Genomic DNA, 20,211 nt, shown 5'->3' on the forward strand with positions numbered 1-20,211 from the left:
GGTTTTTTGAAAGCCGACATGATGTGTCCTTGCCTAGACTGACGCAAAACCCAAGGAGCCGCTCATGTCCACCCTCACTCGCGACGCCATCGAAAACGCTGCCCGCCAGGTCTATCAAGTCATGCCGGCCACCGCCCAATATCGCTGGCCGCTGCTGGCCGAGCGCCTGGGCTGCACCGTTTGGGTCAAGCACGAAAACCATACGCCGACCGGCGCCTTCAAAGTGCGCGGTGGCATTACCTTCATGCACTGGCTGCGCCGTGAGCACCCGAACGTCAAAGGTATCGTCTCCGCGACACGCGGCAATCACGGACAGAGTCTGGCGCTGGCAGCACAGGCCGTGGGCTTGAAGGCGCTGATTGTCGTGCCGCAGGGCAATTCACAGGAAAAGAACAACGCCATGCGCGGTTTCGGCGGTGAAGTGGTCGAGTTCGGTCGTGACTTCGATGAGGCCCGGGAAGAGGCCGCTCGCCTGGCGCAGGAGCACGGTCTCTATCTGGTGCCGCCGTTTCATATCGAACTGGTCAAGGGCGTGGCAACTTATGCGCTGGAACTGTTCAGTGCGGCAACGGATCTGCACACGGTGTATGTGCCGATTGGCTGTGGTTCGGGAATCTGCGGTGTGATCGCGGCGCGCAACGCATTGGGTCTGAACACCGAAGTGGTGGGCGTAGTCTCCACGGAAGCGGCCGCCGCCAAGCTGTCCTTTGAAGCGAAATCCATCTGTGAAACCGCCTCGGCCAACACCTTCGCCGACGGTCTGGCGGTACGCAAGCCGATTGCCGAAGCGTTCGATATCTATGGGACCGGCGCCGCACGGATTATTGCGGTCAACGAGGAGGAAATCGCCGAGGCGATGCGCGTTTATTACACCGACACCCACAACCTTGCCGAAGGGGCGGGGGCGGCAGCGCTGGCAGCGTTGATGCAGGAGCGAGACAAGATGCAGGGGAGAAAGGTCGGGGTGATCCTGTCAGGGGGCAATGTCGACCAGAGGGTGTACGCGCAGGTGATTGGTTGAGGATGGATTCAGTTGTTTGCGGATCCTGTCGGCAATGTCTTTTATCTGGTGTTCTGTAAAGAGGGTGTTGTCAGAGTTCGTTTTCAGGCTCGGCATCTTCACGCGCGGTCGTTACCATGAGTGTCCTTCAAGCAGGAGACCGGCAATGGAGCTCAAGTTCAGTCATGTCGATGTACTGGTCAACAACCTTGAGGAGGCCTGCACTTACTATGCGCAGATTCTGCAAGCCAGGATTTCCCGGACGCTGGTCTGGGAGCGGGGCGGCCTGCATGTGCGGTATGCGATTGCGTTGATCGGACAGGAGCGTTTCATGCTGGTCCAGCCGTTGGCCGGGAACCTGCGGGAGCTGCTGGACAGCGCCGGTGAGGGCATGATCTACCGCCACTGTTATTCGACGCCGGACATCGAAAAGGCCTACGACGAACTGCTCGCCCAGGGTGTTCAGCCGGAAGACGAGAACGGCCAGCCGCTGGCCCGCGAGCACCTGCAATCGCCGGCCGGGGCACGCATCATCTGGTTGCCCAGGCGCTTCGGACACTTCTCGATCGAGATCCTCGAGGACAAGGCGCTGGAGGCGTTCATCGAGGAGGCGTTCGCCTGACCGTTTTTCTGCTTGTGATCCGCCATGTCTACCCCTTATAAGAGCGGCTTTCACATTCGAAATGAAAGGGTGCACGCATGAGCAATGCCTGGAATGAGGGGTATTTCACGGACGAAGGCTACACCTACGGGTACAGCCGGGAAATCAATCCGGTTTTCCAGCGCTATTGTTTGTTGCTGCGCGGCTTTGCCACGCTCGAAAGCACCGACGGCCATCACTGCGAACTGGGGTTTGGTCAGGGCGTTTCGATCAATATCCACGCGGCGGGCAATCCGGGCTCGTACGTCGGTACCGACTTTCACCCGGGGCAGGCGGCCCATGCCATCGGGCTGGCGAGCGACTGGGGCAGCGACGCGCGGCTGTATGACGACAGTTTCGAGCAGTTGCTGGCCCGCCATGACCTGCCGTCGTTCGACAGCATCAGCCTGCATGGCATCTGGACCTGGGTCAGCCGTGACAACCACAAGCTGATCGTCGAGTTCGTTCGTCGTCATCTCAAGCCGGGCGGTCTGCTGTACGTCAGCTACAACTGCTTCCCGGGCTGGTCGCCTCAGGCACCCTTGCGCCAATTGTTCAGCTTGCACGACCGTTTCGCCAGTCAGGCCTCTGCGCGCCCGGATCAGCGTATCGATGCCGCGCTGCAGTTTTCCGAAGCGCTGCTCGCGGCCAACCCCAAATATGCCGGGTCGGCGCCTGGCCTGGACGCCAAGCTGCAGAGCATCAAAGGTCAGGATCGCCAGTACGTCGCCCATGAGTATTTCAACCGCGACTGGAACTGCATGTATTTCACCGACGTGGTCGATGCCGTGGCGCCCGCCAAGCTCGATTACGCCACGACAGCCGTGCCGCTGGACTCTGTCGACCCGCTCAACCTGAGCGCCGAAGGCATGGACTTTCTGGAAGGTATCGAGCATCCCGTCATGCGCGAGCAGGCACGTGACTACTTCGTGAATCAGAGTTTCCGCCGGGATCTTTACGTGCGTGGCGCCAACAAACTGTCTGCCACCGAACACCGCGAGCGCATGCTCGGCACGCGCTTCATCCTGTTGCAGGCGGCCGAGAACGTGCCGGCCAATGTCACCGGTCCGGCAGGCGCAGCGACGTTGCAGGCAGAGATCTATGGCCCGGTACTCGCAGCGCTGGCGGATGACGCCTATGTGCCGAAGACCTTGCGGCATTTGATGGATCTCGTGCCCTCGTTGGCCTATGGCGATGTGGAACAGGCCCTCAACGTGCTGATCGGCATGAGCGTCGTGGCGCCCTGTCAGAGCGAGGCGGCCGAAAAGCTGGTGCAGGCCCGTTGCAATACCCTCAACCTGCAGCTGTGCAAGCGTTCGTTGTATGGCAACAAGATTCAGACACTGGCGAGCCCGGTGACGGGTGGTGGAGTGACGGTCAGTCGCTTCCAGCAGTTGTTCCTGATATCGATCAAGCAAGGCAAAAAGCACCCGGCTGAATGGGCGCAACTGGCATGGGGCATCATCGGCGGTCAGGGGGAAGGGCTCCTCAAGGACGGCAAGGCGTTGACCACCGCCGAAGAAAACCTTGCTGAACTGACCGGACAGGCCGAGGTGTTTGCCGAGACATCGCTGGTGATTCTCAAGGCGCTGAAAATCGTTTAGGCACGAGATTTGATGCAGAACAGGCGACAGGACGGGATCCTGTCGCTTCATCGCAAATGACGGCGTTGCCATGGGCGGTGCCGATAGGGGCTTTTGTCGGGTTTGTGTTGCAGTCAGGCTTGGGTGGATCGAATGGAGTTATCGGATCTTCGGCATGAGCAGGGCGCTTCGATCGACGAGCAAGTCAACACTGATCGACTGCATCAGTTGTTCCGCCAATCCGTTTCAGCGGTCATCGGCAGCTATCTGGCAGCGCTCATGCTCTGCGGGTTGTGCTGGGATCGTTTTGAGCAAGCCTGTATTTTCTGGTGGCTCGGCCTGCTGACGGCGTCTACGTTGTTACGCGTTTCGATGTTTGTCGCCTGGTTTCGCAGCGATGAAAGCGAGCGGACACCCAGGCGTTGGGAGCGCAAATACTGGGCGACCCTGGTGCTGTCCGCCAGCATCTGGGGCGCAGGTGCGTTGATCATCATGCCGGCCGACGATCTGCTGGCGCAGGCATTGGTCATGCTCTTCACGGTCGGGATGTCGGTCAGCGCGGTGTCCTGTTATTCGGCGTATCGATACATGACGCTGGTCTCCATGGCGCTGGTGTTGTTTCCGTGTACGTTCTGGCTGCTGTTTCAACCGTCCACGCTTCAGGTGGGCATGGCGCTGGCCGTCCTGGTCTTCGCCTCGTTCGTCGCCCGCGCCACGCGCAAAATGTCCGAAGCGCTTGAGGCCGCTTTTCGCCTGACCCGGGAAATGGAGCGGGCGCACAATATCTCAAGGCTTGCCGCGCAAACCGATGAGCTGACAGGCCTGAACAACCGGCGGGCATTTTTCGAGCGGGCGCAGCAACTGTTCGAAGAATGCAGGCGGCGCCAGTCGAGCCTGTGTGCCGTCATGCTGGATATGGACCATTTCAAACACATCAACGACACCTACGGCCACCAGGTCGGGGATCGTGTTCTGCAGCAGATGGGGAGCATCATCTGCACGTATTTTCGGGCTACTGATGTACATGGCCGATTGGGTGGCGAAGAATTCGCGATCCTGCTTCCGGACACCTCGATCGAGGTGGCGGTGGAACTGCTGGAAAACCTGATCGTAACCATGCCCAGGATCATGACCGGCCCGGTTCATCGCATCACCGCCAGCCTGGGCGTTGCTTCGATGCAGAGTGAAGACTCGGATCTTCACAGTTTGATGAACAATGCCGACAAGGCCTTGTATCGCGCCAAGGCTTTGGGACGTAATCAGATCGCGGTGGCCGAGCCGGTTTAGTCGACTCGCGTCAATGCGAAGAAACATAAACCGAAGGCGACGTCGGTGCAGGCAACGCATACGTTGCCTTCATCCACTCGATCTCCGCCTGCGGTGTCCTGCCAAAGAAGCGTTTGAACTCGCGGCTGAACTGCGAAGCGCTTTCATAGCCGACACTGAACGCCGCCGCTGACGCCGTCATGGCGTGGCGCAACATCAAAAGTCGCGCCTGATGCAGGCGTGTCGACTTCAGGTATTGCATGGGCGAGGCGTCCGTCACGCTGCGAAAGTGCAGGTGAAAACTGGGCACGCTCATGCTCGCTTCGCGGGCCAGTTGTTCGACGTCCAGGCGCTCCTGATAGCTGCTGTGGATCTTGCGGATCGCCCGCGTCACCTTGCCGAAGTGCCCCTGGCGATTGAGCGCGGCGCGCATCGAGCCGCCTTGCTCGCCGGTCAGGATGCGGTAATAGATTTCCCGCAACAGCGACGGCCCCAATATCTGCGCCTCAGCCGCATTGCTCATGGCTTCAAGAAAACGCAGCGTCGATGCGCGCAGGCGGTCGTCCATCGGCGAGGCGAACATGCCCTTGGGTGGCGCATCACTCGGGCCGTGAACCTCATCCACTTGCTGCATCAACTCGCTGGCCACCTGGAAATCGAGCTGCATATAGATCGCGAGCATTGGCTCGTCTTCAGAGGCGTCGGTCTCCATGGTGAAGGGGATCGGAACCGACACCACCAGGTAATGCTGGGCGTCATAGACGTAGACGTCATCGCCCAGATACCCGCGCTTCTGTCCCTGACAGAGAATCACGATGCCGGGGTCGTACAGCACCGGCGTGCGGGTCAGGTGCCGGTTCGAGCGCAGGAAGCGCACGCCCTCCAGCGCGCTGAGGTTGTAGCCCTCGACCGGTGCCAGCGTTTCCATGAGCTGCACCATGCGCGAAGTGTATGGGTCGGCCTGTTTCATCGCGTTCTCTCTGTGGGCCGTTCAATGATCGGTGGAACGGGTCAGCGCTTCCCATTGGTCGATCTCGCTGGCGGCACGTTTCAGTTTGTCGCGCACCAGGCTCAATGCATCGCTGCCCAGCAACAGATGTGCTGGCGGAGCAGGGCTGGCGATGATCTGCAACATCGCCTGCGCCGCTTTGCGCGGATCGCCGAGCTGCTTGCCGCTCTTGTCTTCGCGCGCCTTGCGCACCGGATCGAAACTGGCGTCATAGTCGGCGATGCTCCGAGGCGTGCGGTGCATCGAGCGACCGGCCCAGTCGGTCCGAAACGAACCCGGTGCGACGGCGGTCACGAAGATATTGAACGGCGCCAGTTCCTTGCTCAGGGTATCGGAGATGCCTTCGAGCGCAAACTTGCTGGCGCAGTAGTACGCGATACCCGGCATCGTGATCGTGCCGCCCATCGACGTGATATTGAGAATATGACCGGCCCGCCGCTGACGAAAGAACGGCACAAATGCCTTGGTCACCGCGACCGCGCCGAACACATTCACGTCGAACTGGCGGCGCATGTCCTCCAGCGGCGATTCTTCGAAGATGCCTTCGTGGCCGTAGCCGGCGTTGTTGATCAGCACATCGACCGGGCCGTGGGTCGCTTCGACGGTCGCCACGACGCCATCGATGCGGTCGAAGTCCGTGACATCCAGCAGCACACCGTACGCGTTGTCGATGGACAGCGCCTGAAAGGCTTGCAGGTCGGCTTCGCTGCGCACGGTGCCGATGACGCGGTGACCGGCGGCCAGTGCTTCCTTGGCCAGCGCATGGCCGAAGCCGCTGCTGACGCCGGTGATGAAGAGGGTTTTGCTGTGGTGCATGACGTACTCCGCAAGTCAGGTGTGACGTCATGGTAGCCAGCGGGAAATCGTTCACCTATGCCGGTTTGTCTTTGAGCCTTGCCTAATCCTCTCAGCGGCAATCAGCTCCGCAATCGTTATCGCGGGGCTGATCAAAGGACTCACGCCTGATCCATCGCCTCGGCCACGCCCTGATCCTCACCCAGAAACCCGCCACTCTGGTGCTGCCACAACCGCGCATAGGTGCCGTTTTTCGCCAGCAGTTCGGTGTGGGTGCCTTGCTCGATGATCCGTCCCTCATCCATGACAATCAGTCGATCCATCGCCGCAATCGTCGACAGTCGATGGGCGATGGCGATCACGGTCTTGCCCTGCATCATTTCATCGAGGCTTTCCTGAATGGCGACTTCGACTTCGGAATCCAGGGCGCTGGTGGCTTCGTCGAGCAACAGGATCGGCGCGTTCTTGAGCATCACCCGGGCGATGGCGATGCGTTGGCGCTGGCCACCGGAAAGCTTGATGCCGCGTTCGCCCACCAGCGTGTCGTAGCCGGTGTGGCCCTGGCGGTCGCTGAGCTGGTTGATGAAACCGTCGGCCTGGGCATTGGCGGCAGCGCGTTGAATCTGCGCGTCGGCCGCGTCCGGTCGGCCGTAGGCGATGTTGTCGCGAATGGAACGGTGCAGCAGGGACGTGTCCTGAGTGACCATGCCGATCGCGCTGCGCAGACTATCCTGTGTCACCTGCGCGATGTTTTGCCCGTCGATGCGAATCTCGCCGCGATCGACGTCATAGAAGCGCAGCAGCAGGTTGATCAGCGTGGATTTACCAGCACCGGAGCGGCCCACCAGACCGATTTTTTCCCCGGGCCGGATGCTCAGGCTCAAGCCGTCGAGCACCTGGCGTTCGCCGTTGTAGTTGAAGCTCACGTTGTCGAATTCCACGGCGCCGCCGGAAGGCACCAGTACGCCGGCGTCCGGCGCATCCTGCACCTTGGGGCCACGGGTCAGGGTGCCCATGCCGTCTTGCACGGTGCCGATGTTTTCGAACAGCGACGTCATCTGCCACATGATCCAGTGCGACATACCGTTGATGCGCAACGCCATGGCCGTGATCGCCGCCACGGCGCCGGTGCCGACTTCGCCCTGATGCCACAGCCACAATGCGTAGCCGCCGGCGCCCATGATCAGCCCGACCACCAGCGCCTGATTGACGATTTCGAACTGACTGACCAGACGCATCTGGCGGAAACCCGTCTGCTTGAAATCCTCCATTGCCGCCCGCGCAAAGTGCGCTTCACGTTTGGAGTGGGAGAACAGTTTCACCGTGGTGATGTTGGTGTAGGCGTCCGACACCCGGCCCGTCATTGATGATCGCGCGTGGGCCTGTTCCTGTCCGACCTGGCCCAGGCGTGGCACGAAATACAACATCGCCAGCCCGAACAGCGCGACCCAGGCAATAAACGGCAGCATGAGTTTCAGGGCGAAACCGCCGGCCAGGGCGATGATCGCAATGAAGTAGACGCCGATGCCCGGTGCGATCTCGATGACGGTGAACAGCACCTCGCGCACGGCCAGTGCGGTCTGCATCACCTTGGTCGTGACCCGGCCGGAAAACTCATCGGAAAAGAATGAAAGGCTCTGCCGCAGCATCAGCCGATGAAAATCCCAGCGCAGACGCAACGGCAAATTGATCGCCAAGACCTGATGCTGAACCATGGTGCGCAGCGCCACCAGACCGACGCTGGTCAGCAACACGATGCCGATGCCCCAGAGCACGCGGCTCTCTTGGCCGTTCACATCGCCGCCGGCCTGCCAGGCCGAAAGCAGGTCCACGACCTGACCCAGAAAGGAAAACAACCAGGCTTCGTAGATCGACACACCGGCACTGAGCAGCGCCAGCGCGAGGATATAACCGCGAGCGCCGCGGGTGCAGGCCCACAGGAACCGTGCCAGACCGACCGGCGGTGGCGGCGCTTCGTCGGGCGGGAAGGGGTCGAGCCGTTGTTCAAACAGGCGAAGCATTGGGGGTCTCCGAATTCATCAGTTGCGGGGATTCTGCCACTTATCGATCACATTGAGGGGCTGCAGGTTCAGTGCATGATCTTTTGAGGGAAAACCCTCATTGTTGTAACGCTGACGCCTTACTAGCATGAACTCCGACATTGACCCACTCGATGGAGAGCAAGATGGCTACCACGCAGACTGACGACAAGCGCCCAACCCCCGATCCGGCTGAGGACAACGCGTTTTTCCCTTCGCCGTATTCCCTCAGCCAGTTCACCTCGCCCAAATCCGATCTCAGTGATGCCGAGTACCCCGACCGCTACAAGGGCGGGCGCTGGAAGGTACTGATGATCGGCGCGGATGAGCGCTATCTGTTGACCGACAACGGCACCATGTTTTCCACGGGCAATCACCCGGTTGAAACCCTGCTACCGATGTATCACCTCGACAAGGCCGGTTTCGGCTTCGACGTCGCGACGCTGTCGGGCAATCCGGTCAAGTTTGAATTCTGGGCGATGCCCTCCGAAGACGCCGAAGTGAAGGGCTTCTACGAGCACTATCGCGATCAGTTCAAGCGTCCGCTCAAGTTGTCTCAGGTGATCGAAGACGCGCTGGGCGAGGACTCGGACTACATCGGCGTGTTCATTCCCGGCGGCCACGGTGCGCTGATCGGCCTGCCGGAAAGCGAGGACGTGAAGAAGGTCCTGCAATGGGCCGTCGCCAAGGACAAATTCGTCATCACCCTGTGCCACGGCCCGGCGGCGCTGCTGGCGGCTGGTCTCGGTGAAACAAAAGACTCGTGCATCTTCAACGGCTACCGGATCTGCGCGTTTCCCGATGCCCTGGACGCGACAACCCCTGACATCGGTTACATGCCCGGCCACCTGACCTGGAAGTTCGGCGAGCAGTTGCAGGCACTTGGTGTGGAAATCACCAACCAGGGCATTTCCGGGGCCACGCTTCAGGATCGCAAACTGCTGACCGGTGACAGTCCGCTGGCGGGCAACGCGCTGGGCAAACTGGCGGCGGCCGCGCTCCTGAAAGAGGTCACGTCGGGGTGAGCCCCGGACCTGCCGAAGCACTCTTGCGCGCCGCCCTCGACATCGAGGCGGCGCCCACGCTGGTGGTAATCCAGAAGGCCGTCCGCAGTTTCGCGGGGGCCTATGGTTACGATCGATTCGTCCTGTTCTCTGCCACCTCCACGGCGGAGGATGTGGTCGAGCGCATTTACTGGGTGGAAGGCGACTGGTTTGGTGATGGCACTGGCGTCGACGCCGAGACCTACGTTCAGCGCTGCCCAGTAACTCGCCACCTGTTGGACGCCCGCGAATCGTTCTTCTGGAGCAAGGTGCAGGAGGAGAGCGGCGAACTTTATCGGCTGGTTCGCGTGCCCAGTGGCCCGGGCGTGCATGGATTGCAGATTCCGGTCTTCGGCCCGCAGGGGCTTGAAGGCGCCATGAGTCTGGGCGGCGAACAGATCGATGCCTCGGCGCGGGTTCGTCTGGCACTGGGCATGCTCGCCTCGGTGGCGTTTTACTCCGCCCGACGCTTGCTCGAAGCGCCGCTGGACGAGGCGTCCGGCAAAATGTCGAACCGTGAGCGCGAAGTGCTGGCGTGGGTCGCTGCCGGTCGGCGGCAGGCCGACATTGCCGTCACGCTCGGCTTGTCCGGGCGCACGGTGGAAAATCACCTGCGTTCGGCTCGTCGGCATCTTGGCGTGGCCACTACCGCTCAGGCCATCAAGATTGCCATTCGCAAGGGGGAAATAAAGGGGTGAGGTTCGCACTCTGCCGGTGCCGCGCTTGAACGGCCGTGCAAAACTCCTATCATGCAAAGGGCCTGCGTCGGTGGCTTGTAACCGGCGCCGCCCCCTACGTTTTTTAGAGAGAACGATCCTCGTGGAGTCTTTTCCGGACGCATTGCACGAATCCCTCACGACCCAATTCATTTTCGGTCCTTTCTGCGTCGTTCCAGGCAAACGGCTGCTGACCCGCAACGGGGTGGCGGTCGAGATCGGCGGGCGGGCGCTGGATCTGTTGATCGCCTTGCTCGAGCAACCGGGGCGGGTGCTGTCCAAGTACGACCTGATCGACAAGGTATGGCCCGACAGCGTGGTGGCCGAAGGCAGCCTGCGTTTTCACATGACCGGCCTGCGGCGGATTCTCGGGGATGGCGAGGAACAGGCCCGTTACATCGCGACCCAGGTGGGCGTGGGATATGCCTTTGTTGCGCCGCTGGAAAGAAAACAGACCGCTGTTCAACCGGCGCCCATCGTGACCCGGGCCATCGAGGGCGTGTGCAGTCTGCCGCCCCGGGCAAAACTGATCGGCCGAGAAACCGATCTGCAACTGGTCATCGACCACATGCAGCAACCGAGGCTGTTCACCATCGTCGGCCCCGGCGGTGTCGGCAAGACCAGCCTGGCCATCGAAGTGGCGCACCGCATCGCCGCCCAGGGCTATGAACGCGTCAGTTTCGTCGATCTGGCGCAAGTGGAAGACTGCGCGCTGGTGCCATCGGCACTGGCCCGATCGCTGGACATCCCGGTGCAGGCCGAAGACCCGCTGTTCGTCCTGCTCGCGCATTTGCGCGAGCAGCGGCTGATGTTGGTGATCGACAACTGCGAACACCTGATCGACGCGGTGTCCACCCTCCTTGAGCAGATCAGCGACACCGCGCCGGATGTCGGGGTTCTGGCGACCAGTCGCGAGCCGCTGCGGGTACGTGGCGAATACGTGCACTGGCTCAATCCGCTGGAGTTTCCCCGTGAGCCGCAACACCTCTCGGTTGCGGAGTTGCTGGCATTTCCGGCCATCAAGCTGTTTGTCGAGCGCGCGTCGTCGAGCAACGCCGCGCTGCTGCTGGAAGCGGGCGGAGGGCAAATGATTGCGGACATTTGCCAGCGGCTGGAGGGTATGGCGTTGCCGATCGAACTGGCGGCGATGCGAGTCGCCAGCCACGGATTGAAGGCCACCCACGCGCTGCTCGGCGAGCGTTTCTCGCTGGGCTGGTCGGGGCGCAGGACGGCCGTGCCACGGCATCAGACCCTGCGCGCCATGCTCGACTGGAGCTATGACCTGCTGTCGCCGCAGGAGCGTCTGGCGCTGGAGCGGTTCTCGGTCTTCGTCGGGCCGTTTTCCCAGGAAGCCGCCGCTCAGGTGGTGGCCGAATCACAACATGAAAGCGCTGAGGCGGCTGCGATTCTCGACGATCTGGTGTGCAAGGGGCTGGTCACGGTCGATCACAGCGACTCGACGGATTCTTATCGCTTGCTCGAGATGACGCGTGCCTATGCCCGGGAAAAACTGGCGGCGCGGGGAGAAACCGAGGTCAATGCGCTGGCGTTCCGGCACGCGGCGTTTTACATGGATCTGCTCGGCCATCTGGGGACTTCCCCCGATGAGATTTTCCGTCACTCGGCGCGTCTCGCCAGTCAGTTGGGCAATGTGCGTGGTGCGCTGGAATGGAGCTTCGGCCCCCACGGCGATCCGGGACTGGCGTTGCCGCTGGCGGCTGCGAGTGCGCCGTTGTTCCTGCATTTTTCCTTGCTGGTCGAGTGCCGCACCTGGTGCTCCCGGGCGGTGGAGCTGCTGGAACTGGGGTACTACGGCACGCCCACCGAAATGGAACTGCAAGCCGCGCTCGGCCTGGTGCTGATGTTCACCCGAGGCAACAGTGAAGCCGCTGAAAAGGCCTTGCTCCGGGCGCAGGACATTGCCGTCGCGCTGAACGACTACGGCTCTCAGCTGAGGTTGCTGGGCCGCTTGCAGATCTTCTACGAGCGCATCGGTGATTTCCCGTCGTCGCTGGCCTGGGCGGAGCAGGCCGCTGTGGTCGGCAACATCCTCAACGAGCCCGCCGCCATCGCGATTGCTTCATCGCTGACCGGGATTTCCCATCATCTGCTCGGCAATCAGCGTCTGGCTCGCCAGGAACTGGAAAGTTCGTTGCGCAACAGTTTGCCGTCCCATCCCAGCAACACGATTTACTACGGCTTCGATCACCGCAATCGCACGGGGCTGGCGCTGGCGCGTTCGCTGTGGCTGCAGGGCTATCCCGATCAGGCCCGGCGCTTGGCCGAGCAGATCGAGGCCGAAGCATTCGCGCTGCAGCATCCGGTCACTTACTGCATCGCCATGGTCTGGATCTTGTGCATCTATATCTGGACCGGTGATCTGGCGAAGGCCACCGCGAGCCTCGAGCGGTTCAGCGCCATCGCCGAAACCAACGCACTGGGCCCCTACATTGCCGCTTGCCACGGGTTGCGCGCGGCGATCGCCATCCGTGCCGAGGAACTCGGCGAAGCAGTTGCCATGCTGGAGGAAAGTCTGGCGCGGTTGCGGGGCATGCGTTACGAACTGCTGACGACCTCATTCGAAATCGCACTGGCCGAAGGCCTGATGCTGGCGGGTCAACACCCAAAGGCACTGACCCTGGTCGACGGCACCATCGATCACTGCCGCCGAAGCGGTGATGCCTTTGCGCTGCCGGAACTACTGCGAATCAAGGCCGGTATTCTCAAGGTTATCCAGGCCGATGATGAGCAGGCCATGTTGGCGGTTCTTGAGGATTCCATTGCGCTGAGTCGCAAGCAGGGCGCGTGGGCGTGGGAGTTGCGGTCATCGATGGATCTGGCCCGGTTCTGGCTTGAACAGGGTCAACCGGATCAAGCCCGGGCGTTGCTCGGTGCCTGCCGCGAGCGGGCGTCGGAAGGCTTCGACAGCCTTGACCTGCGTCGGCTGGAAAGCTTCTGGCAGAGCTTGCCCGCTACTCCGGCGTAATCAGGGCGGCCATTTTCACCAGGTCCGCCAGCGAACGGGCCTTCATCTTGCGCATCACTTTGCCGCGATGGGCCTTCACGGTGATTTCGCTGATGTTGAGGTCGGCGGCAATCAGCTTGTTTAACCGCCCGCTGACCACCGAGGCCATGATTTCCTGCTCGCGCGGCGTCAGGGTCTTGTAGGCCTCGAGCAGTGAGCGCAGGTTCTTTTCTCCCTCCAGCGCCACGCGACTGCTTTGCAGCGCATCGGCCATGGCGCTGAGGATCACCTCGTCGTTGAACGGTTTGGTCAGAAACTCCACCGCGCCGGCCTTCAGGGCCCGCACCGTGCGCGGAATATCGCCGTAGCCGGTGATGAAGATGATCGGCATGTTGTGGCGTTCATCGGCCAGGGCGGTCTGCAGATCCAGGCCGCTCAGGTCGGGCAGGTTGATGTCCAGCACCAGACAGCTGGGCACCAGCGCCCGGGGCGCGTCGAGAAAATCCTGCGCGGACTCGAACAGCCGTGGCTGCCAACCGGCGAAGCGGATCATCAGTTCGAGCGACTCGCGCACGGAAATGTCGTCATCGACAACGAATACGACGGGCGTGACCTCACTCATCGGTAATGCTCCACGGGAAGGGGCGATTGCGTTGTTCGCGTTCAACATGTCGATTCCTTGTTCTGTTCGGCTTCACGCTCAGTCGAGGGGCAGGGCGGCGCTCAGGGCCTTGAGCAATTGGGCTTCGCTGAACGGTTTGAACAGGCACTCGACCGCGCCACTGTTCAGCAGCTTCGCCTGTTCGCTGGCGTCGCCGTGCGCGGTGATGAAAATCACCGGAATGCGATAGTCACGCCGCAGCAGCTCGCGTTGCAGATCAGGTCCCGACATGCCGGGCATGGCCACGTCGAGAATCAGGCAGTGCGTCAGGTCCAGATAGGGCGATGCCAGAAACGCCTGCGCCGAGGCAAACGCCTGGACGGCGAAGCCGAACTCCTTGATCAGGTCAGGCAGTGATTCACGAACCGATTCGTCGTCATCGACCACCGATACGAGCAAATGCGTACCCATCAATCATTCTCCACGGTGCGATCGGCGAGGTCGCGGTTATCGGTTTGCGGCAAGTCCGTCGAATGCGGGATGGCAAAGGTAAACGTCGTACCCGGGCCGTCATTGGCGCTGGCCCACAGCTTCCCATCGTGGCGCTCGATGATCGAGCGACTGATGGACAGACCGACCCCCATGCCCGAACTTTTGGTGGTGTAGAACGCATTGAAAATGCGTTCGATGTCCTGCGGATCGACGCCGTTGCCGCTGTCCTTCACCGCCAGGTAAACGCTCTCGTCCGAGCCCAGACCGGTGCTGACGATCAATTGCCGGGGCCGGCCATGGATTGCACTCATGGCCTCGGCGGCATTCATGATCAGGTTGAGGATCACCTGTTGAAGCTGAACCCGGTCGCCCCTGACCAGCGGCAGGGTTTCGGCAAATTGTGGATGCAGCACCACGCCGTTGCGTTGCAGTTCGCCCAGCAGCATGGCGATGACTTCCCGTGCCGCATCATTCAGATTGACGTCTTCAATGGTGATGCTTTTTTTCGAGAACAACGCTCGCAATCGGTTGATGACGTCGGCGGCGCGATTGCCGTCGCGAATGGTGCGGCGTGCGGTTTCCCTGGCGCCATCGACATTCGGCGGGTCGGCGCCGAGCATGCGCAGGCAGGTGCTGGCGTTGGTGATGATGCCGGCCAGCGGTTGATTGACCTCGTGGGCTATCGACGCCGTGACCGCGCCAAGGCTGGCGACTCTGGCCAGGTGCGTCAGTTCCGAGCGCGCCTTGCTCAAGACCTCTTCGGCGAGCCGGCGCTGGGTGATGTCCTGCAGGGCGGCGATGTATTCGAAACCGTCCGGCGCATGGGCGATCGAGTGCGCCACCAGCCGCACGTATTTCACCGTGCCGTCGGGCATCAGCAGCCGATGTTCGTGTTCGAAGTCACGTCCCTTGCGGCGTTGGCGCTTGATCATTTCCCGATGGCTGGAGATGTCGTCCGGATGCACGCGGCGATAGATCGCCTCGAAGCCGGGCGGGGTGTCCGGGTCCAGTTCAAGGATGCGGTAGACCTCGTCCGACCAGGTGATCTCGTCGGTGCTCACCCGCCAGGAAAACGTACCGGTGGCGCTCAGGCGTTGGGCCTTGGCCAGAAAGACTTCCGCCCGTTTGCGGTCTTCGATGTCGGTGTTCTCGCCATACCAGCGCACGACCCGCCCCGTGTCATCGCGCTGGGGCACGGCGCGGATCAGGAACCAGCGGTAAACGCCGTCGAAGCGTCTCAGTCGGGCCTCGTATTCACCGGCGTTGCCCGATTGCAGAATCCTTTGCCAATAAACCGCCAGGCCCGGTGCGTCGTCGGGGTGGATGGACGCCGTCCAGCCGTCACCGCAGGCTTGTTCGACGGACATGCCGGTGTAGTCGCACCAGCGCTGATTGACGAAGCCGACGTTGCCTTCCGGCGAAGCGCTCCAGACAAAACCGGGGACGGCGTCGATGATCCCGCGCAGACGTTCTTCCGACGCGCTGACTTCGGCCAGGGCGCTGGCGATCAAGGCCTTGTCCCGGCGGCGCTCATCGATATCGACCTGCAGCACGCACCAGCGGGTGATGGTGCCTGCACTGTCTCTGATCGGCAGGCCGCGCACATGGAACCAGCGATAGACACCGTCGGCGCGGCGAATCCGGTGCTCGTTCTCATAGGGCGTGCCGGTACTGACCGAGTGCATCCAGGCAGCGATGACCGAGGGCAGGTCGTCCGGGTGCACGGTCTCGCTGGCCTGCCAGTTTTTCAGTTCATGGAGCGGGGCGCCGATGTACTCCATGATTTGCCGGTTGACCTGTTCCAGTTCACCGGACGGCGTCATGAAAGCGACCATGGCCGGGATGCTGTCGATGATCGAGTCGATCCCCGGCGCCGGCATGACCGCGTTACCCGCGCGGCCTGGACCGTCCTCGATGACGCGCTCTTGCTCGTTCGTCATACCGATTCTCATTGTGTGCAGTCACCGTTGAACAAAGATGCGCCTTCGGATGGCACTCGCCCATCATACTTTGGTGTCGCCCGTGGCGAATATCGGCCGACATTGCACACTGCGATGGGCATCACAGTGGCGCTTTTGTAAGCCACTGTATCTACGGCCCCTCTAGCCATACAAGCATGCACAGCGCCCGGTTGGCGAAACCGCCGGGATACATCCGCCGCGCAGCCTTGGCCCTGGTTTCAACGTCCTTCGACGTTGAGTGAAAGCAACGTGACGTCCGCGCTCCTGCCACCCGAAAGGCAGCAGGACCGGTCGTCCCGATGACAGGGCAGAACATTATGAAAGCAGTGGTTATCCAGGCCTTTGGCGGGCCCGAAGTGTTGACGGTGCAGGACATTCAACTGGCAGAACCGGGGCCCGGGCAAGTCCTGGTCAAGGTCATGGCGGCGGGTATCAATTTCATGGACACCGGTGCCCGACGCGGGCTCGGCGCTGCCTGGGAGCTACCGCTGACGCTGGGTGCAGAAGGCGCCGGCGTCGTCCTGGCCAGCGGCCCGCAGGTGACGGAGTTCGCTGTCGGTGACCGCGTGGCCTGGCATTACGTGCCGGGCAGCTACGCCGAACAGGTGATCGCCCCGGTCAGCCAGTTGGTGCCGCTGCCGGACGATATCGACTTCGCCACCGCCGCCAGCCTGATGATGCAGGGCCTGACCGCCAGCAATCTGGTGGACAAGGTGCACGCGATCCAGCCGGGCGACGTAGCCTTGGTGCATGCGGCGGCGGGGGGCGTGGGGCTGATGCTGACCCAGTTGATCAAGCTGCTGGGCGGCAAGGTCATAGGCCGGGTTTCTCATGCCGACAAGGTCGAGGCGGTGCTCGCGGCGGGGGCGGACTATGTGGTGATCGGGCGAGCGCAAAACATTGCCGGACAGGTCATGCGCCTGACGGAGGGGCAGCGCGTGAATGCCGTGTACGACGGCACGGGCGCGGAAGGCTTCGCCGACTCGCTGGAGATGCTGGATTATTTCGGCACCCTGGCCTTGTACGGGCCGTTCATGAACCCGATCCCGCCGATCGATATCTTCAGCGTGCCGCGCAGCATCAAGCTGACGTATCCCTCGGTCATGCACTACGTGCGCAACCGCGAAGTGCTGCTGGAAAAGTCCCGGCAACTGTTCGCGTGGGTCAGTGCCGGCAAACTGAAAGCCGTGATCGGCAAGCGTTATTCACTGGATGATGCGCAACAGGCCCATCGCGATATCGAGTCGCGCAACACGACGGGCAAGCTGATCATCGTCCCTTGACGCCACGCCAGATCAGCAGGGCCGCCAACACCTGGCTAACGGCGAAAAACGTGAACAGGTGTTGTGCGGTCCATCCGGCATCCAGCAGAAACCCGGCGACCACCGGCGAAATGATCGCCCCCAGACGCCCCGTCGCCAGCACCACGCCGACGCCGGTCGTACGGACCGACGTGCAGAACGCTTGAGGGGCCAGCACATACAGAGCCGCGACTGCACCATTGAGCATCAGCCCCAGCGTGACCGCCACGAGTGTCGCCAGACCGGGGACGCGCGTGGCCGGCAGCATCAGTGGCAGCAGGGCGGCGTTGAGCAGCAGAAAGCCCGACAACAAACGTCGGCAGCCGTAACGATTGGCCGCCAGACCCAGAAGCAGGGCGCCGAGCATGCCACCCAGCGCCAACAGCATCCCGATCCGGGCGCCTTGTTGGTCGGTAAAGCCATTGTCGACCAACAGGGCCGGCGTCCAGCTCATCACGAAGTAAAAGCAGAACATCAGCAGAAAGAGTGCCAGTGCCAGCGATGTGGTCTGTTGCCACTGACCGGGCGCAAACGGTCGGTTGGCGGTGTCAGTTGACGTTGGAGCGACGGGCGTGTGGTGTTCGAGTGCCAGAAATGACGGCGATTCTCGCAACCAAAAAATGCCGACCAGCGCTGCCACCAGCGTGATGCAACCCCCGGCCAGAAAGACATACCGCCAGCCCATCAAATCATTCAGTAAATGAGCCAGCACCCCGCCGAGGCTGGCGCCCATCGCAAAGGCGAGAGATTGCAACGCGATTGCCAGATTGCGCCGCTGCGGGCTGGCGTGTTCGAACGTCAGCACGTTCGCCCCCACCAGCACCGCCCCAGTGCCGATGCCGGTCAGTAGTCGCAAAAGCATCAACACGTGATGATCCGGGCTCCAGAACGACAGCAACATGCTCAGGCCGCTGAGCAGCAATCCGGCGAGCAACAAAGGCCTGCGCCCGAAGCGGTCGGCCCTGGGCGCGGCCAGCAGCGAACCGAGCGCCATCCCGACCAGACTTGCGCTCAATAGCAGGCCCAGTTGCGCGCCGCTCAACGCCCACTCGGCCGAAACCCGGCTGGCGGTGAAGGCCATGGCCATCACGTCCAGCCCGTCGATCACGTTGAACAGCATGCACAGCCCGATCACCCACCACTGCGACGTGGTCGATGGCGTGCCGCTCAGGCGTTCGAGCGCTGTTTCCCCACGCATCCGCAATCCTTGTTCCGCTCTGTGATTCAAATGGGTCTTTTCCCCGCCGCATTCTGCCCGTTAACCGCTGCTGAATTCGAGCGCGATTTTGTGCGCCAGGCCTGCGCCTCATACCAAGGTATCGACCGACACCATCGTGTAATCGCCCCGGTGCCAGCGCAGTGGTCTGATCCGATTGGCGATGCCTTTCGAATAATGACTACAAGGAGATCCATCATGGTTGCGCTTTCGTCCGGTCTTACCTGGCGCCATTGCCTGGCGTCATCCATCAGGGCAGGCGCGCTCGGCCTTGCCGTACTCGCGGGCAGTAGCGGCGTCTGGGCCGCGACCCCGGCAGCGGATCCGGCGCAAGCCATTCGCCCGTACACCATCCATGTGGACGAAGCGAAACTGAGCGACCTGCGCAAACGCATCGCCGATACCCGCTGGCCAGACAAGGAAACGGTCGGCGACGTGTCCCAAGGTGTGCAACTGGCGCAGGTCCAGGCGTTGGTTAAGTATTGGGGCGACGGCTATGACTGGCGCAAGGCTGAAGCGAAGCTCAACGCCTTGCCGGAGTTCGTGACCACCATCGACGGCGTCGACATCCAGTTCATCCACGTGCGTTCGCGCAATCCCAATGCGATGCCGCTGATCCTCACTCACGGCTGGCCGGGTTCGCAGTTCGAATTCCTCAAGACCATCGGCCCGCTGACCGATCCCGTGGCCTATGGCGGCAAGGTCGAGGACTCGTTCGATGTGGTGATCCCGTCGATTCCCGGCCATGGTTTTTCCGGCAAACCGACCGAGCTCGGCTGGGGCCCTGACCGGGTGGCGAAGGCTTGGGATGTGTTGATGAAACGCCTGGGCTACAGCCATTACGTGTCCCAGGGTGGCGATCATGGTTCGGTGATTTCCGATGCGCTGGGTCGCCTGGCGCCGCCCGGTTTGCTGGGTATCCACCTGAACATGCCCGCCACCGTGCCGCCGGAACTGGTCAAGCCGATCAACAGCGGCGATCCGGCCCCGGCAGGGCTGACCGCGCCGGAGGTGACGGCCTTCAATTCGCTCAGCCAGTTCTTCGGTCGCAACGCCGCCTACGGCGCAATGATGGTGACCCGGCCGCAGACCATCGGTTATCTGCTGGCCGATTCGCCTGCCGGCACGGCAGCGTGGATGTATGAAAAATTCGCCGCGTGGACCGATAGCGACGGTCAGCCCGAGAAAGTCCTGAGCCGCGATGAAATGCTCGATGACATCAGCCTGTATTGGCTGACCGACAGCGGGGCGTCGTCCTCCCGTTTCTACTGGGAGAACAACAACAATAACTTCAGCGCCGCCGCGCAGAAGACTGCCGACATCAAGGTGCCGGTGGCGATCACCGTGTTCCCCCACGAAATCTACCGCGCGCCGAAAGTCTGGTCGCAGCGCGCCTATCCGTCGCTGGCCTACTTCAGCGAAGTCAGCAAGGGCGGTCACTTCGCGGCATGGGAGCAACCGCAACTGTTCAGCGAAGAACTGCGCGAAGCCTTCCGGCCACTGCGCGCGGCCGCGCAGAAAACCGCTGCGCAGGCAGCCCGCTAACCCTGCAATCCGCAAGCACTTCAACCCTAAGCCCTTGAC

At 62.0% G+C, this 20,211-nt stretch carries 16 protein-coding genes; 9 read left to right on the forward strand and 7 right to left on the reverse strand.

All coding sequences use genetic code 11. The features are described 5' to 3' along the window. Positions 1 to 64: 64 nt before the first annotated feature. The 4 genes from KJY40_RS12995 to KJY40_RS13010 all read left to right on the forward strand — a co-directional run bounded on the left by KJY40_RS12995 (position 65) and on the right by KJY40_RS13010 (position 4,510). A complete protein-coding gene (locus KJY40_RS12995) occupies positions 65 to 1,021 on the forward strand; it encodes a threonine dehydratase (protein WP_230737296.1) in 957 nt (318 codons plus the stop codon). Positions 1,022 to 1,166: 145 nt separating this feature from the next. After that, positions 1,167 to 1,622 carry a VOC family protein gene (locus tag KJY40_RS13000; protein WP_230737297.1) on the forward strand — a complete coding sequence of 152 codons (456 nt, stop codon included), beginning with the start codon at positions 1,167 to 1,169 and terminating at the stop codon, positions 1,620 to 1,622. A 77-nt stretch (positions 1,623 to 1,699) separates the two neighbouring features. After that, complete coding sequence (locus tag KJY40_RS13005; protein WP_230737299.1) at positions 1,700 to 3,244, forward strand: class I SAM-dependent methyltransferase; 1,545 nt, start codon at positions 1,700 to 1,702, stop codon at positions 3,242 to 3,244. Positions 3,245 to 3,376: 132 nt separating this feature from the next. Beyond that, complete coding sequence (locus KJY40_RS13010; protein WP_230737301.1) at positions 3,377 to 4,510, forward strand: GGDEF domain-containing protein; 1,134 nt, start codon at positions 3,377 to 3,379, stop codon at positions 4,508 to 4,510. 10 nt (positions 4,511 to 4,520) lie between these two features. Here KJY40_RS13010 and KJY40_RS13015 read toward each other — a convergent pair whose 3' ends face one another. The 3 genes from KJY40_RS13015 to KJY40_RS13025 form a co-directional block, all read right to left on the reverse strand. After that, positions 4,521 to 5,459 (reverse strand): AraC family transcriptional regulator, encoded by a 939-nt coding sequence (locus KJY40_RS13015; RefSeq protein WP_230737302.1) that lies wholly within the window; start codon positions 5,457 to 5,459, stop codon positions 4,521 to 4,523. 21 nt (positions 5,460 to 5,480) lie between these two features. Next, entirely contained in the window at positions 5,481 to 6,314 is an 834-nt protein-coding gene (locus tag KJY40_RS13020; protein ID WP_230737303.1) for an oxidoreductase, read from the reverse strand. Between the two features lie 140 nt (positions 6,315 to 6,454). Continuing rightward, on the reverse strand, positions 6,455 to 8,314 hold the full coding sequence (locus tag KJY40_RS13025; RefSeq protein ID WP_230737304.1) for an ABC transporter ATP-binding protein: 1,860 nt from the start codon (positions 8,312 to 8,314) through the stop codon (positions 6,455 to 6,457). 164 nt (positions 8,315 to 8,478) lie between these two features. Between KJY40_RS13025 and hchA the strand changes: the two genes are divergently transcribed. The 3 genes from hchA to KJY40_RS13040 all read left to right on the forward strand — a co-directional run bounded on the left by hchA (position 8,479) and on the right by KJY40_RS13040 (position 13,077). Next, positions 8,479 to 9,357: a glyoxalase III HchA gene (hchA, locus tag KJY40_RS13030; RefSeq protein WP_230737305.1), complete on the forward strand. Its 879-nt coding sequence runs from the start codon at positions 8,479 to 8,481 to the stop codon at positions 9,355 to 9,357. Next, a complete protein-coding gene (locus tag KJY40_RS13035; RefSeq protein WP_230737306.1) occupies positions 9,354 to 10,073 on the forward strand; it encodes a PA1136 family autoinducer-binding transcriptional regulator in 720 nt (239 codons plus the stop codon). Before hchA ends, KJY40_RS13035 begins: the two co-directional genes overlap by 4 nt. Positions 10,074 to 10,194: 121 nt before the next feature. Next, entirely contained in the window at positions 10,195 to 13,077 is a 2,883-nt protein-coding gene (locus KJY40_RS13040; protein ID WP_230737307.1) for an ATP-binding protein, read from the forward strand. Here KJY40_RS13040 and KJY40_RS13045 read toward each other — a convergent pair. The 3 genes from KJY40_RS13045 to KJY40_RS13055 form a co-directional block, all read right to left on the reverse strand. Beyond that, on the reverse strand, positions 13,064 to 13,678 hold the full coding sequence (locus KJY40_RS13045; protein ID WP_064382028.1) for a response regulator transcription factor: 615 nt from the start codon (positions 13,676 to 13,678) through the stop codon (positions 13,064 to 13,066). The two genes, KJY40_RS13040 and KJY40_RS13045, sit on opposite strands and share 14 nt — an antisense overlap. A gap of 78 nt (positions 13,679 to 13,756) precedes the next feature. Beyond that, positions 13,757 to 14,128 carry a response regulator gene (locus KJY40_RS13050; protein WP_039771030.1) on the reverse strand — a complete coding sequence of 124 codons (372 nt, stop codon included), beginning with the start codon at positions 14,126 to 14,128 and terminating at the stop codon, positions 13,757 to 13,759. Beyond that, entirely contained in the window at positions 14,128 to 16,089 is a 1,962-nt protein-coding gene (locus KJY40_RS13055; RefSeq protein WP_230737308.1) for a PAS domain-containing sensor histidine kinase, read from the reverse strand. The genes KJY40_RS13050 and KJY40_RS13055 overlap by 1 nt, the downstream gene beginning before the upstream one ends. A 338-nt stretch (positions 16,090 to 16,427) precedes the next feature. On the opposite strand from KJY40_RS13055, the gene KJY40_RS13060 reads away from it, so the two are divergent. Beyond that, positions 16,428 to 17,393 (forward strand): quinone oxidoreductase family protein, encoded by a 966-nt coding sequence (locus KJY40_RS13060; RefSeq protein ID WP_230737309.1) that lies wholly within the window; start codon positions 16,428 to 16,430, stop codon positions 17,391 to 17,393. Here KJY40_RS13060 and KJY40_RS13065 read toward each other — a convergent pair. After that, a complete protein-coding gene (locus KJY40_RS13065; RefSeq protein WP_230737311.1) occupies positions 17,380 to 18,609 on the reverse strand; it encodes an MFS transporter in 1,230 nt (409 codons plus the stop codon). The genes KJY40_RS13060 and KJY40_RS13065 overlap by 14 nt on opposite strands. Before the next feature lie 216 nt (positions 18,610 to 18,825). On the opposite strand from KJY40_RS13065, the gene KJY40_RS13070 reads away from it, so the two are divergent. Further along, positions 18,826 to 20,172: an epoxide hydrolase family protein gene (locus KJY40_RS13070; protein ID WP_230737313.1), complete on the forward strand. Its 1,347-nt coding sequence runs from the start codon at positions 18,826 to 18,828 to the stop codon at positions 20,170 to 20,172. Positions 20,173 to 20,211: the final 39 nt, after the last annotated feature.

Source organism: Pseudomonas fitomaticsae (assembly GCF_021018765.1).
Classification (GTDB): domain Bacteria; phylum Pseudomonadota; class Gammaproteobacteria; order Pseudomonadales; family Pseudomonadaceae; genus Aquipseudomonas; species Aquipseudomonas fitomaticsae.

Coding starts and splice junctions, on each gene's coding strand:
- KJY40_RS13020 (WP_230737303.1), bottom strand. CDS start 6,314: ATGCACCACAGCAAAACCCTCTTCATCACCGGCGTCAGCAGCGGCTTC.
- hchA (WP_230737305.1), top strand. CDS start 8,479: ATGGCTACCACGCAGACTGACGACAAGCGCCCAACCCCCGATCCGGCT.
- KJY40_RS13000 (WP_230737297.1), top strand. CDS start 1,167: ATGGAGCTCAAGTTCAGTCATGTCGATGTACTGGTCAACAACCTTGAG.
- KJY40_RS12995 (WP_230737296.1), top strand. CDS start 65: ATGTCCACCCTCACTCGCGACGCCATCGAAAACGCTGCCCGCCAGGTC.
- KJY40_RS13070 (WP_230737313.1), top strand. CDS start 18,826: ATGGTTGCGCTTTCGTCCGGTCTTACCTGGCGCCATTGCCTGGCGTCA.
- KJY40_RS13050 (WP_039771030.1), bottom strand. CDS start 14,128: ATGGGTACGCATTTGCTCGTATCGGTGGTCGATGACGACGAATCGGTT.
- KJY40_RS13010 (WP_230737301.1), top strand. CDS start 3,377: ATGGAGTTATCGGATCTTCGGCATGAGCAGGGCGCTTCGATCGACGAG.
- KJY40_RS13005 (WP_230737299.1), top strand. CDS start 1,700: ATGAGCAATGCCTGGAATGAGGGGTATTTCACGGACGAAGGCTACACC.
- KJY40_RS13065 (WP_230737311.1), bottom strand. CDS start 18,609: ATGCGTGGGGAAACAGCGCTCGAACGCCTGAGCGGCACGCCATCGACC.
- KJY40_RS13015 (WP_230737302.1), bottom strand. CDS start 5,459: ATGAAACAGGCCGACCCATACACTTCGCGCATGGTGCAGCTCATGGAA.
- KJY40_RS13045 (WP_064382028.1), bottom strand. CDS start 13,678: ATGAGTGAGGTCACGCCCGTCGTATTCGTTGTCGATGACGACATTTCC.
- KJY40_RS13025 (WP_230737304.1), bottom strand. CDS start 8,314: ATGCTTCGCCTGTTTGAACAACGGCTCGACCCCTTCCCGCCCGACGAA.
- KJY40_RS13055 (WP_230737308.1), bottom strand. CDS start 16,089: ATGACGAACGAGCAAGAGCGCGTCATCGAGGACGGTCCAGGCCGCGCG.
- KJY40_RS13060 (WP_230737309.1), top strand. CDS start 16,428: ATGAAAGCAGTGGTTATCCAGGCCTTTGGCGGGCCCGAAGTGTTGACG.